General features: G+C 64.9%; 14 protein-coding genes. 5 read left to right on the plus strand and 9 right to left on the minus strand.

What is annotated here, in order from left to right; genetic code table 11:
- The 5 genes from VLA96_02180 to rpmH form a co-directional block, all read right to left on the minus strand.
- Nucleotides 1-227: hypothetical protein (locus tag VLA96_02180; GenBank protein HSE47996.1), on the minus strand; the 227-nt coding region annotated here is incomplete at its 3' end.
- A 10-nt stretch (nt 228-237) separates the two neighbouring features.
- Complete coding sequence (yidC, locus tag VLA96_02185; protein HSE47997.1) at nt 238-2,022, minus strand: membrane protein insertase YidC; 1,785 nt, start codon at nt 2,020-2,022, stop codon at nt 238-240.
- Nucleotides 2,019-2,273, minus strand: a complete 255-nt coding sequence (gene yidD, locus VLA96_02190; GenBank protein ID HSE47998.1) for a membrane protein insertion efficiency factor YidD — start codon at nt 2,271-2,273, stop codon at nt 2,019-2,021. The genes yidC and yidD overlap by 4 nt, the downstream gene beginning before the upstream one ends.
- Complete coding sequence (gene rnpA / locus VLA96_02195) at nt 2,270-2,635, minus strand: ribonuclease P protein component (GenBank protein ID HSE47999.1); 366 nt, start codon at nt 2,633-2,635, stop codon at nt 2,270-2,272. Before rnpA ends, yidD begins: the two co-directional genes overlap by 4 nt.
- Before the next feature lie 64 nt (nt 2,636-2,699).
- A complete protein-coding gene (rpmH, locus tag VLA96_02200; GenBank protein ID HSE48000.1) occupies nt 2,700-2,855 on the minus strand; it encodes a 50S ribosomal protein L34 in 156 nt (51 codons plus the stop codon).
- A gap of 195 nt (nt 2,856-3,050) precedes the next feature.
- Here rpmH and VLA96_02205 point away from each other — a divergent pair, with 195 nt between their 5' ends.
- The gene (locus VLA96_02205; protein ID HSE48001.1) at nt 3,051-3,560 is read left to right on the plus strand and encodes a DinB family protein; all 510 of its coding nucleotides are present in this window, start codon (nt 3,051-3,053) and stop codon (nt 3,558-3,560) included.
- A gap of 430 nt (nt 3,561-3,990) precedes the next feature.
- The gene (gene dnaA / locus VLA96_02210; protein ID HSE48002.1) at nt 3,991-5,385 is read left to right on the plus strand and encodes a chromosomal replication initiator protein DnaA; all 1,395 of its coding nucleotides are present in this window, start codon (nt 3,991-3,993) and stop codon (nt 5,383-5,385) included.
- A 111-nt stretch (nt 5,386-5,496) separates the two neighbouring features.
- On the opposite strand, the gene VLA96_02215 is transcribed toward dnaA, so the two are convergent.
- Complete coding sequence (locus tag VLA96_02215; GenBank protein HSE48003.1) at nt 5,497-5,736, minus strand: hypothetical protein; 240 nt, start codon at nt 5,734-5,736, stop codon at nt 5,497-5,499.
- On the opposite strand from VLA96_02215, the gene dnaN reads away from it, so the two are divergent.
- Complete coding sequence (dnaN, locus tag VLA96_02220; GenBank protein HSE48004.1) at nt 5,726-6,838, plus strand: DNA polymerase III subunit beta; 1,113 nt, start codon at nt 5,726-5,728, stop codon at nt 6,836-6,838. The genes VLA96_02215 and dnaN overlap by 11 nt on opposite strands.
- A gap of 117 nt (nt 6,839-6,955) precedes the next feature.
- Nucleotides 6,956-7,924: an energy transducer TonB gene (locus VLA96_02225; protein HSE48005.1), complete on the plus strand. Its 969-nt coding sequence runs from the start codon at nt 6,956-6,958 to the stop codon at nt 7,922-7,924.
- A gap of 52 nt (nt 7,925-7,976) precedes the next feature.
- Here the strand turns inward: VLA96_02225 and VLA96_02230 are convergent, their stop codons facing one another.
- A complete protein-coding gene (locus VLA96_02230; protein ID HSE48006.1) occupies nt 7,977-8,837 on the minus strand; it encodes a hypothetical protein in 861 nt (286 codons plus the stop codon).
- Nucleotides 8,838-8,958: 121 nt separating this feature from the next.
- Nucleotides 8,959-9,144 (minus strand): hypothetical protein, encoded by a 186-nt coding sequence (locus VLA96_02235; GenBank protein ID HSE48007.1) that lies wholly within the window; start codon nt 9,142-9,144, stop codon nt 8,959-8,961.
- Between the two features lie 360 nt (nt 9,145-9,504).
- On the opposite strand from VLA96_02235, the gene gyrB reads away from it, so the two are divergent.
- Nucleotides 9,505-12,141 (plus strand): DNA topoisomerase (ATP-hydrolyzing) subunit B, encoded by a 2,637-nt coding sequence (gene gyrB, locus VLA96_02240; GenBank protein HSE48008.1) that lies wholly within the window; start codon nt 9,505-9,507, stop codon nt 12,139-12,141.
- Nucleotides 12,142-12,144: 3 nt separating this feature from the next.
- Here the strand turns inward: gyrB and VLA96_02245 are convergent.
- Nucleotides 12,145-12,578, minus strand: a 434-nt coding sequence (locus VLA96_02245) for a hypothetical protein (protein ID HSE48009.1), incomplete at its 5' end; no start/stop codon positions are given.

Consider the following 12,578-nt stretch of genomic DNA (forward strand, 5'->3'; position numbering starts at 1 on the left):
AGCGCCACGTACTCGAACGAGCGCAGCAGCTCGGCGTTCTGCGCCAGCACCGCGGGCGAATCCGGCCCGCCCAGCTCCACCAGGATCACCGGCTTCTCGGGCGAATCTTCGGGGAACTCCGGGTCCACGGTGATGCGCCACTTCAGCTGGAAGCCGCCGGCGGCGACCAGCGTCGCCAAGAGCGCATTGATCTGCTTCGCTGCTTCGACTTTATCGGCTAGCGGCATGAATCCCCCCTTACTTCCTCGGCTTGTGTGGCGCGCGCGCGGCTCGCATCTCTCGCCCGAATTCGGTGTTGTTGATCCACAGCTGCTGCGCGATGGCCAGCAGGTTGCCGACCGCCCAGTACAGGCTCAGCCCGGCTGCCAGGTTCCAGCTGATCCACCCCAGCATCACCGGCATCATCACCATCATCATCTTCTGCTGCATCGGGTCCATGCCGCCCTGCGGCGTCAGCTTCTGCGTCAGGAACATGGTCACGATGATCCCGACGGGCAGCAGGTGCCACGGGTCGGGCCCGGCCAGGTCCCGCACCCACAGCCAGTTCGCGTGCCGCAGCTCCGTCGCGTTCGCCAGCATGGTGTAGAACGCGAACAGGAACGGCATCTGCAGCAGCAGCGGGAAGCACCCGCCCACCGGGTTCACCCCGTGCTGCTTGTAGAGCGCGGCCAGCTCGGCGTTCTGCTCCTGCCGCCGCGGGTCATTCAGCTTGTACTTCTTGTACTTGTCCTGCAGCGCCTTCACCTGCGGGGCGATCTTCTGCATCTTCATCGCCGACTTCATGCTCGAAAGCCGCAGCGGGAACAGCGCCGCGTTGATGATCACGGTGAGAAAGACGATGGCCCAGCCCCAGTTCGGGATCCAGTGCGCGTGCGTCCACTTCAGCCACAGGAACAGCGGCTTGGCGATCAGGCCGAAGAAGCCCCAGTCGAGCGCCCCTTCGATGTCCGGCCCCACGCTGCCGGGCGCGGTCCCGGCCGCGCGCACCCCGTGCAGCACGTCGATGGCTTTCGGCCCCACGAACAGCCGCGTGCTCGACGGACCGCCCATCGTCCCCACCGCCGCTCCCAGCACCGGCACCTTGATGGTCTTGTTCGGGTCGGGCTTGTTCAGGTCTTCCGGCAGGCCGATCTCGCCGTGCAGCAGCACCAGCGACGCGCGCTGCGGCTCGTCCGGCAGGAAGATGGCGGCGAAATACTGGTCGAGCGTTCCCGCCCAGTAGAACGGCGGCTGCACGGTCGCGCCGCCCGCGACCTTCTTCGGCTCCAGCCGCTCGATCTTTTCGCTGGTGTAGTAGTCGATGCGCCCGCCGGCGTAGGAAGTGGGGTGCGTCTCATCGCCGAAGCCCCCTGGCCACGCCGGATACGCCGTCACGTAGCTCCCGCCGCGCGTCACCCCGGTCTCCACCTTCACCACGTACGAGTGGTCGAAGCGGAACGTCTTGCGCGCGCTGACGTCGCCGTCGGCGAACTCGAAGCTCACCTCCGCCGGCGCCTCGTGCTCGCCGGTAAGGCTCGGCACGTAGAGCGCCGAGTTCAACTCGTTCTTCAGCGCCTCGTCATACGCGAACAGCGACAGCGGATACCCGTACTTCTCCGCCGCGAGCCGGTTCACCAGGTCCAGCGGCTTGCCGTGGTCGTCGGTGTACTTCTTCAGCACCCACGACTTCACCTGCGCCCCGCGGTTGGTGAAGGTGATCTTGTAGAGGTCGTTCTCGACCACGACTTCGCTCTCCCCCGCCGCCTGCTTCACCTGCGCGCTGGCGGCTGGCGGCTTGGCGCCGGCCGCTGCCCCTTGCGGCGTCGGGCTCGGTTGGCCGGGCGCAGCAGGATTCGCGGCCGGTTGCCCGCCGCCCGCGGCCGGCTGATTTTGCTCCTGCTTGGGCGGCTCCAGCACCTGGGGCGCGAACTTCCGCAGCAGCGGCTGCGTCGCCAGGATGATGACGAACGTCAGCGCGAACACCAGCAGCAGCCGCTTCTGCAGCCCCGGATCTTCGTTCGGATTTTGCAGTTGCTCGTTCAACTCTTCACTCGGCTACTCGCATCTCGCAACTCGGAACTCGCGACCGGCACCGGGTCGTACCCGCCCTTCACCAACGGATGGCAGCGCAACACGCGCCACGCCGCCAGCGCCGTCCCCACGAGCACGCCGCGCAGCTCGATCGCCTCCACCGCGTACTGCGAGCACGTCGGCGTGTAGCGGCACGAGGGCGGCAGCGCCGGCGAGACCCACCGCTGGTAGGCGCGCAGCACCGCGATCAGCGCCCGCTTCACTTCGCACCCCGCTCGATCACGCTGAATCCTTTCGCCACTTCCGCCACCAGCGCCGGGAACTCCGTCTGGCTCGCCGAGCGCTTCGGATTGATCACCACGTCGGCCGCCCGCCGCAGGTGCGTCAGGTTCATCCGCACCGCCTCGCGCACGCGCCGCCGGATGCGGTTGCGCTCGACCGCGCCCCCCAGCGCGCGGCTCACCGTGAAGCCCACGCGCGGCCGCGCCGCACCCTCGCGCTCGAGATAGAAGAAGGTCATGTTGGGACCGAAGTGCCGCCGGCCCTGCTCGTACACCCGGACGAAATCCGCGCGCCGCAGCAGGCGCGCCGACTTGGGGAAGCTCTGCGATGGGGAGGCGTTCACGGCTTGGGGTGCCCCATCCTTTGCGAGGCCCGATTCTGGCCGAGCAAAGGGTGGGATCGGAAGTCTATTCCCGGAAACCAGGCTTCACGCTCACGCGCTTGCGCCCTTTGGCGCGGCGGCGCGCGAGCACCTTGCGGCCGCCCTGCGTCTTCATGCGGCTGCGGAAGCCGTGCTTCTTCGAGCGGCGACGGCGGTTCGGCTGGAATGTGCGCTTCGGCATCGGAGGACTACTCTCCTAACGGGAAAAAGTGCGGGGAAACAAACGTTGAGTATATAGGACGGGTCGCGCCAGCAGCAACGCGCCGCCATGATTAGAATCTTGAACCACGAAGGTCACGAAGGTCACGAAGGTCCACGAAGGATGGACCTTTCAAGAACCTCCTTTGTGGTCCTTCGTGGTGAAGGGGGGTTCTCGATGAAGGGAAGACCAGCAGCAGACGAATTTGCCGCCTACTACGCCGGCTACGTCGACCAGGCCAAGGGCGACGACCCCGTCGCCGCCGTCCAGGACTACGACAGCTCCCTCACCATGCTCTCCGCCATCTCCGAGGAGAGATCGCTCCACCGCTATGCCGCCGGCAAGTGGAGCATCAAGCAGGTCTTGAGCCACGTCACCGACACCGAGCGCGTGTTCACGCTGCGCGCGCTCTGGTTCGCGCGCGGCTTCACCACGCCCCTGCCCGGCTTCGATCAGGACGTCGCCGTCGCCGGCGCCGCGGCCGACCGGACGCCGTGGTCGCGCCACGTCGAGGAGTTCCGGCGCGTGCGCGCCGCCTCCGTCGCGCTCTTCGAGAACCTGCCGCCGGAAGCCTGGATGCGAGCCGGCATCGCCAGTGACAACCGCTTCTCCGTGCGCGCGCTCGCCTTCATCACCGCCGGCCACGCCAATCACCACTTCCGCATCGTGCGCGAAAGATACCTCTAGCGTGAGTGTCATCCTGGGCCCGCCTGCGGCGGGCGAAGGCTCTCACCGGTGAGATGCTGCGCGCTGCGCGCTCAGCATGACACCCGTCCTTGCACAAGTCGCGTTGCAGTTACTTCACAGCTACTTGACAAGCACGCGCGCGGAGTCTAACAACGCTCGAAAAATTTTTTAGAAACTCTGCGCGCGGACTTATCCACACAAAATTTATTCGTGGTAGGATGCGGCACAGTCGAAACGATTTCTTGTCCCCTGATCGGTAACGAACTCTTACCCGCTGCCCAGCCGGCAACGGCTTTTGCAACAAGCGACGGCTCTCTCCAGTCTTTGGCGGTTCCATCCAGCCCGAGGCGTCAGGGAGTGCTGTTCGAGAAACCACTTTTTCACAGGCTGCGCTGACCTGTACGCGCGCCAGGAACGATAAGGCTTGGCCATGTCTCTTTCGTCTACCGCTACCGCGACTGCCAATCCCTGGGTCCGGATCCTTTCCGCGCTCGAGAAGAAGATCAACCGGCACAGTTTCGACACTTGGCTGAAGCCCACGCGCTTCAGCCACGCCGAAGGCGACGTGCTGGTCATCCGGGTGCCGACCGCGGAGTTCCGCAACATCGGCGAGCGCTACGCCGACCACATCGCCGAGGCCATCGACGATCTCAAGCTCGGCTTCACCGACGTCAAGTACATGACCCCGGAGGAGCTCAACCCGCCCGCGCCCACGCGGCCCGACGGCGGCTTCGCTCCCGTCGGCGCCGGGCCCAACGGCGGCGCGGTCCGCACCGGCTCGCAGGCGCGCTTCGATTGGGACGGCGCCGCGCAGCTCAACCAGCGCTACACCTTCGACGCCTTCGTCATCGGCGCCGGCAACCAGTTCGCCCACGCCGCCGCCCAGGCCGTCGCCGAGCGCCCCTCCAAGGCCTACAACCCGCTCTTCCTCTATGGCGGCGTCGGCATGGGCAAGACCCACCTCATGCAGGCCATCGGCCACGAGATCAAGAAGCGTGTCCCGGACGCCGCCATCTGCTACTGCTCCAGCGAGAAGTTCACCAACGAGATGATCAACTCGCTGCGCTACGACAAGATGACCAGCTTCCGCGACAAGTACCGCCACGTCGACGTGCTGCTCATCGACGACATCCAGTTCCTCGCCCAGAAGGAGCGCACCCAGGAGGAGTTCTTCCACACCTTCAACGCGCTGCACGAGGGCATGAAGCAGATCGTCATCGCCAGCGACCGCCCGCCCAAGGAGCTCGCCGAGATCGAAGACCGCCTCCGCAACCGCTTCGAGTGGGGCCTGATCGCCGACATCCAGCCCCCCGACCTCGAGACCAAGGTCGCCATCCTCCAGAAGAAGGCGGAATCGGAGCGCGTGCAACTGCCCACCGAGGTCGCCCTCTTCATCGCCTCCAACATCCGCTCCAACGTGCGCGAGCTGGAAGGCGCCCTCATCCGGCTCATCGCCTACTCCTCCTTGACCGGCACCGAGATCAACATCCAGACCGTCCAGCAGGTGCTCAAGAACTTCATCGAGGCGCAGTCGCGCAAGGTCACCATCGATTCCATCCAGAAGGCGGTCTCGGAGCAGTTCGGCCTGCGCGTCCCGGAGATCAAGGCGAAGAACAACTCGCGCCAGATCGTCTACCCGCGGCAGATCGCCATGTACCTGGCGAAGCACCTGACGGAGGCTTCGCTGCCCGAGATCGGCCGCCAGTTCGGCGGCAAGCACCACACCACCGTCATGCACTCGGTCGACAAGATCGAGACCGTGCGCAAGAACGACAAGGATTTGAACAGGCTGCTCAACAAACTGACCGAGACTTTGACTACGTAGCGGCGGTTTGCGCCGCGTTTTCCGCGTAACCATCCGGTTTTCTCGCGCCGGGATGTGGAGAGCGTGTGGAAGATGTGGGCAGCAGGGTCCGAATAGAAAGTTGTTCCAAGTTCAGCAGCGGCGCCAACCGTGAAAGGTCCCTGCGATGGGGCGGCGCCGGCGGTAGAAGTAGTGATGGGTGAGTGGATTAGGATTGATTTCCAGTTTTCCGGTCCACCTACTGTTACTACTGGTTTTTAAGATTTTTGATTTGATATAAGGAACATCAGTCGGGAGCACTGCAATGCCTTCAGCCATGGCTTCGACCAGTACGGGAGCGCCGACCGAGACAGGAACGATGATGGAGATCACCGTTAGCAAACTCGACTTGCTCAAAGAGCTCACCGCCACGCAGGGCGTCGTCGAGCGCAAGACGACCATTCCCATCCTGTCCAATTTCCTTTTCGAAGCCGCCGGCGACAAGCTCTCCATCACCGCCACCGACCTCGACCTCTCGCTCCGCACCGCCTGCCCGGCGAAGGTCAAGAAGGAAGGCTCCTGCACCATCCCGGCACGCAAGCTTTACGACTACGTGAAGCTGCTGCCCGATGGCGATATCTCCATCAAGCAACTCGAGAACCACTGGGTGCAGATCCGCAGCGGCCGCTCCAATACCAAGATGGTCGGCATGGCCCGCGCCAACTTCCCCGCCCTGCCCGTCTTCCCCACCGCGGGCGTGGTGAAACTGAACGCCGCCGTCATCCGCACCATGATCGCGAAGACCATCTTCGCCATCAGCAACGAGGAGTCGCGCTACACGCTGAACGGCGCCCTGCTGGTGCTCAAGCCGGAATCCATCACCATGGTCGCCACCGACGGCCACCGCCTGGCGCACATCGAGACCGGCGCCGCCAAGGTGGAAGTCTCCGGCGAGCTCAAGGTCCTGGTCCCCAAGAAGGCCATGGCCGAGATCTCCGCCCTGCTCGCGACCTCCGACGTCGAGGCCATCGAGTTCGCGCGCGACGACTCCACGCTCTTCTTCCGCATCGGCTCGCGCCTGCTCACCTCGCGCCAGCTCACCGGCCAGTTCCCCAACTACGAAGCCGTCCTCCCCAAGGACAACAACAAGTTCGTCATCCTGCGCTGCGAGGACCTGGCCGCCGCCATCCAGCGCGTCGCGCAGTTCGCCGACGAGCGCTCCGGCGCCATCCGCATGAAGCTCGATAAGGGCGAGATCAAGGTCTCCTCCTCCTCCACCGAGACCGGCGAGTCGGAAGATTCCATCGAGACCAGCTACAACGGCGAGGCCATGACCATCGGCTTCAACTCCGCCTACCTGCTCGACTTCTTGAAAGCCACCAGCGGCGGCGAAGTGCGCCTCGAGTTCAAGGACGCCCAGTCCGCCGGACAGATGCGCCCCGAAGAAGCCGCCGACTTCAAGTACCGCTACGTCGTCATGCCCATGCGCATCTGACGTGCTCGTGTGGGGCGGGCGAATCGCCCGCCAGATGGGGCCGCGCTTCGGCGCGGCCTTTCTCTGGGTCGAGGAACCACGCCCACCGCCGCGCCGCCGGTTACAATCGAACCATTCATGCGGAATCTTCTTTTGCCGGCGGGGCTGTGCCTCGCGCTCGCGCTCCCGGGCGCGGCGCAGGCCGGCGCTTCCCAGCAGACCACCATCCGCGTCCTCGCCGCGCCCGGCTCGCTCGAGAACGGACACTTCTTCAACCGCACCCTGGGCGTCGAGTTCACGCCGCCGGCGGGCTGGGTCGCCACCGTTCCGCCCTTCCCGGCCGAGCCCGGCAAGGGCATGCCGCTGCTCCATGCCGTCTCGCCCGACGCGCAGCAGCACCTCGCGCTCTACGCCGTGCCGCTCGCCGGGCTTCCCGACCAGCTGCGCGACCCGCACAGCTTCCTGCTCAAGCACTCGCTCGCCACGCGCGGCCCGGCCAACGCGCCGCGCGCCCGCAAGCAGCTGGGCGAGCCCGCGCCGCTCGAGCTCCACAGCTGGCGCTTCGAGCGCCTCGACTGGCAGGTGACGCAGGAAGGCGCCGCCGCCCCGCCCGACGCCTTCGAGACCCAGGTCGCCGGCGCCGTCAACGGCCAGATGCTGCTGCTCATCCTCCGCGGCGCCACCTTCGACGCGGTCGACCGCCTCGCCGACACCGTCGACTCCTTCCGCTTCCTCCCGCCCGAGAGCGCACAGGAAGACGAGGAGCCCGTCATCATCACGCAGCCGCGCCCGGGCGCCGTCCAGCGCGTCACGCAGACCGAGACCGCGCTGCGCGCGCGCCTCCGCCACAAGGTTGAGCCGGTCTATCCCGCCGAGGCGCTCAGTCAGAACGTGCAGGGCGACGTGCTCGTGCGCGTGGTCGTGGGCGTGGACGGCCACGTGCTCGAGGCCACCGTCCTCAGCGGACACCCGCTGCTCAACGACGCCGCGCTCGCGGCCGTCCAGCAGTGGACCTTCGACCCCCAGGTCACCGACGGCGCCGCCGTCGAGGTCGAGGCCCGCATCCGCGTCAGCTTCCGCCTCAAGTCCGCCCGCCAGGCATCGTGAGCGCGCAATGAAAAAGGCCGGACTCTCGTCCGGCCTTGGCAGTTCGTAGCGGTTATCTTCCCGAGCGGATCCCGTTGCGCAGCACGCGCTCCACCGTCTTCTCCACCGTCGAGGTGAACGGGTCGGGCGTATCGATGCGCGGCGTCGCCGAGCTGTAGCCGGCAGCGGCCTCCGCCAGCGCCTCGTTCCAGCGCTGCAGGATGGGCCGCGCCTGCGCCATCGACGGCATCATCACCGGCGCCGGCTCCGGACGCACCACGTAATACAGCCAGTTCGCGCACGTCATGATCCAGATCCCCGCGCCCAGCAGGCTGTAGACCTGGTTCCATTCCTGCCCGTAGTGCGCGCGCAGGTTCACCAGCAGCAGGTCGGTGGAGGCATAGATCCCGACTCCCAACGCGATCCCGAAGGTCCGATGCCGGAGCGTCAATCCCAGCTTGGTGCCGAACAGCAGCAGGAACAGCAGCAGGCCGCACTGCACCAGGCGCACGCTCCGCTCCAGGCTCAGCACGCCCGCCACGATGCGGCTGGCTTCGTTCGGCGCCGCGCCGCTCATCGCCATCATCGAGGCCACCAGCAGCATGACCGCGCCCGCCCACAGGAAGATCATCGTGCCCAGGTCGCGCAGCGCGTGGTACGGCTTCAGTGCCGTGCGGAACAGCTCGTAGATCACCCCGAAGCCCACTCCCACATGCAGGGCGTTCACCGTCCAGTAGGCGAAGAAATAGCCCTTCGCCGAACCCGTCAGCGCCACCCCGAACAACCCAATCGCGGTGACCACGTGCAGCACGTTGTAGGCAAAGAAGATGGGATAGCGCTGGCGCAGGTTCTTGCGCCACAGGAAGACGCAGATCGCCGTCTGCAGGACGGGACCTGCGATCCAAAAGATCAGACTTAATGTCTGCGCGGACATGGGCCTGCCTCCGAGGGGAGACGAATGCTACTCCGCCCGGGAAGGCCTCGCAATAGCTAGATTGGTGTCCTAGGTTCCTTCCGAGGTTACCCTGGGACATGTACCACGGTACCGCGCGTCCCTACTCCTGGATGATGATCGGAGGCGGGCAGGGATTGTTCGGCGTGGGGTAGCAGGGCTTCGGTGCCGAACCCTCCTGGACCGTGATTTGCGGCGGCTGCGTCATCGCGGGAGCAGGGGTCGCGACTCCGGCGTAACCGCCGGCGATCATGAGCAGTACGAGCGCAGCGCGAACAGTGTTCTTCATTGTCTATCTCCTCAGGAATAGGGGTTTTTCAAGGTTTGGTGCCGAACGGAAGCGGTATATTCCGCCGGCGGGAGTATACAGGCGCAACCGCCCATCCAGGCCAGGTACGAAAGGACATGTACCCGACCTGATAAGACCTGTCCTAGCGGTCACTTAGCGACTTTCCGGGCGCCCTCGGTTACCACCATTTCCTCCCTCCGCGCCTGCCTCCGGAGCAGCCCTCCTTGTGCTATAATCGAGAGTGCTCGAGCATCCGCTAAGTGACTTATTAATCAACAAGTTGGATTTAATCCGGGCGAGCGCCCCACGGGCTCGCGCGGGGCTCGAACTGTGTCTTCATCCGGGTGAAAAAGGCAGGGCATGGCGACCAAGGATTCAGGGGTAGCGACCGCGAAAGCGATGGCGAAAGCAGAGACGAAAGCGAAAAAAGCGGCGGCCGGGAACGGCAACGGCGACTACACCGCCGATTCCATCAAGGTGCTCGGCGGCATGGAAGCCGTGCGCAAGCGTCCCGCCATGTACATCGGCTCCACCGGCGATCTCGGCCTGCATCATCTCGTCTACGAAGTCGTCGACAACTCGGTCGACGAAGCGCTCGCCGGCCACGCCGACCAGATCGATTGCACCATCCACATCGACAACTCCATCACCGTGGTCGACAACGGCCGCGGCATTCCCGTCGAGCCGATGGACGTCGACGGCGAGAAAGTCCCCGCCGCGCAGGTCGTGATGACCAAGCTGCACGCGGGCGGCAAGTTCGACTCTTCCACCTACAAGGTCTCCGGCGGCCTGCACGGGGTCGGCGTCTCCTGCGTCAACGCGCTCTCGCACCAGCTCGACCTCGAGATCTGGCGCGACGGCGCCGTCTGGGAGCAGTCCTACTCCAAGGGCGAGCCCACCACCAAGCTCAAGAAGACCGGCTCCACCAAGAAGCGCGGCACCAGCGTCCACTTCCTGCCCGACCGCGACATCTTCACCGTCACGCAGTACAACTTCGACACGCTCTCCAACCGCCTGCGCGAGCTCGCCTTCCTCAACAAGGGCCTCACCATCACGCTCACCGACGAGCGCGAGGCCGACAAGAAGACGGGCGAGGCCAAGAAGGTCGAGTTCAAGTACACCGGCGGCATCGCGGAGTTCATCAAGCACCTCAACCGCGGCAAGCAGGTGCTGCACGACAAGCCCATCTACATGGAAGCCGAGCGCCAGGGCGTCGCCATGGAGATCGCGCTGCAATACAACGACGGCTACTCTGAGACCGTCTTCTCCTTCGCCAACAACATCAACACCGTTGACGGCGGCTCGCACCTCTCCGGCTTCCGCACCTCGCTCACCCGCACCATCAACTACGCCGGCCAGCAGCTCGGCCTCTTCAAGGACGTGAAGGAGTCGCTCACCGGCGACGACGTCCGCGAAGGCCTCGTCGCCGTCATCAGCGTCAAGCTCTCGCAGCCCCAGTTCGAAGGCCAGACCAAGGGCAAGCTCAATAGCGATATCGCCGGCGTCGTGCAGGCCTTCGTCAACGAGCGCCTGGGCGCCTTCTTCGAGCAGAACCAGACCGTCGCCCGCAAGATCATTAACAAGGCCATCGAAGCCGCGCGCGCGCGCGAAGCCGCCCGCAAGGCCCGCGACCTCACGCGCCGCAAGGGCGCGCTCGATGGCGGCGGCCTCCCCGGCAAGCTCGCCGACTGCTCCGAGCGCGCGCCCGAGCGCTGCGAGCTCTTCCTGGTCGAGGGCGAATCCGCCGGCGGCACCGCCAAGCAGGGCCGCGACCGCCGCTTCCAGGCCATCCTGCCGCTCAAGGGCAAGATCCTCAACGTCGAGAAAGCGCGCTACGACAAGATGCTCGGCCACGAGGAGATCCGCGCCATGATCACCGCCCTCGGCACCGGCATCGGCAAGGACGACTTCGATCCCGCCAAGCTGCGCTACGGCAAGATCATCCTCATGACCGACGCCGACGTCGACGGCTCCCACATCCGCACCCTCCTGCTCACCTTCTTCTTCCGCCACATGCAGGAGCTCATCAAGCGCGGCCACGTCTTCATCGCCCAGCCCCCCCTCTACTCCATCAAGAAGGGCAAGTCGCTGCAGTACATCAAGGACGACCGCGAGTTCGTCAAGGTCATGGTCAAGCGCGCCTCCGAGGGCATCGTCGTGCGCTACGGCGAAGGCGCCGCCAAGCTCGAAGGCGCCGAGCTCGCCAAGTTCATGACCGTCCTCAAGGATTACCTCGACTTCTTCGAGAAGGTCGACAAGCGCCTGCGCGACGAGAAGGTCACCGACCTGCTTCCCCACGTCGGCCTCGCCGCCCGCGCCGATTTCGAAGGCACCAAGAAGGAAGCCCCCAAGAAAGTCGAGAAGCTCGAGAAGCTCCTCAAGCTGCTCGTCAAGGACCAGGGCTTCAAGTCCGTCAAGACCGAGTTCGACGACGAGCACAACCTCTGGCAGCTCGTCTTCGTCGACTCCCAGGGCGCCGAGCGGCGCATCAACTGGGCCCTCATCAGCTCGCCCGAGTACCGCCAGATGGTCTCCAAGTACAAGCAGATCGAGCAGTACATGGAGCCGCCGTTCATCATCCAGGCGGTGCCCAAGGGCGCGGCCGCGGAATCCAACGGCGACGAGGCCGAGAGCGACGCCGAGCGCGCCGAGCGCGAGAAGACCGCCAAGAAGACCCCCAAGGCCGCCCAGGCCAAGAAGAAAGCTTCCGCCGACGAAGTCGTCGAGAAGACCAGCGTCCGCGAGCTCTTCGACTACGTCCTCAACGAGGGCAAGAAGGACTTCACCGTCCAGCGCTACAAGGGCCTGGGCGAGATGACCAGCGAGCAGCTCTGGGACACCACCATGCAGCCCGAGAAACGCACGCTGCTCGAGGTGAAGCTCGAAGACATCGCCGAGTGCGAGGCCATCTTCACCACGCTGATGGGCGAGGACGTCGAGGCCCGCCGCAAGTTCATCGAAGAGAACGCCCTCGACGTCAAGAACCTGGACATCTAGCAGCTAACGCGCTTGGACGACTGTCTCCAAGTAACTATTTGAAGTGATCTTCATCACTATCTTGATAGCTGCCTTCACCGCAATTCTTGCTTCCGGCAAGTATTCAGAAAAAGCAAAAACGCGAATGCGATATCGGTGTGCTTCGTACGCTTGGATCCAGTATTCGATTGGGAAGATATCAGCCAGCATTACGGCGTCAGGATCACCAATTAGCAGGTGGATGTTTTCGAATTTTGGCGGCTTAGGAACGTCGAGCCACATCCCTGCTGTGAGCAGTGCTTCCTTTGGTGTTTTCCCGAGGGATGGCTTCAGTTTCAGCAGCTCTACTCCCATCGCGGTCTCAAACGCGTCGATTGTCGCGCCTCTTCGAGCCTTGTCCATCAATCGGGAAATGAAATCTGCCGCCAATGCGCCCTCAGCATGAGAGCTCCCCTTTG

It is taken from the genome of Terriglobales bacterium (assembly GCA_035457425.1).
Taxonomy (GTDB): Bacteria; Acidobacteriota; Terriglobia; order Terriglobales; family Acidobacteriaceae; genus JACPNR01.

Bases quoted from the DNA above. Each gene is read 5' to 3' on its own strand.
- VLA96_02225 (HSE48005.1), top strand. From the start codon at position 6,956: ATGCGGAATCTTCTTTTGCCGGCGGGGCTGTGCCTCGCGCTCGCGCTC.
- dnaA (HSE48002.1), top strand. From the start codon at position 3,991: ATGTCTCTTTCGTCTACCGCTACCGCGACTGCCAATCCCTGGGTCCGG.
- dnaN (HSE48004.1), top strand. From the start codon at position 5,726: ATGGAGATCACCGTTAGCAAACTCGACTTGCTCAAAGAGCTCACCGCC.
- VLA96_02235 (HSE48007.1), bottom strand. From the start codon at position 9,144: ATGAAGAACACTGTTCGCGCTGCGCTCGTACTGCTCATGATCGCCGGC.
- VLA96_02205 (HSE48001.1), top strand. From the start codon at position 3,051: ATGAAGGGAAGACCAGCAGCAGACGAATTTGCCGCCTACTACGCCGGC.
- VLA96_02230 (HSE48006.1), bottom strand. From the start codon at position 8,837: ATGTCCGCGCAGACATTAAGTCTGATCTTTTGGATCGCAGGTCCCGTC.
- rpmH (HSE48000.1), bottom strand. From the start codon at position 2,855: ATGCCGAAGCGCACATTCCAGCCGAACCGCCGTCGCCGCTCGAAGAAG.
- gyrB (HSE48008.1), top strand. From the start codon at position 9,505: ATGGCGACCAAGGATTCAGGGGTAGCGACCGCGAAAGCGATGGCGAAA.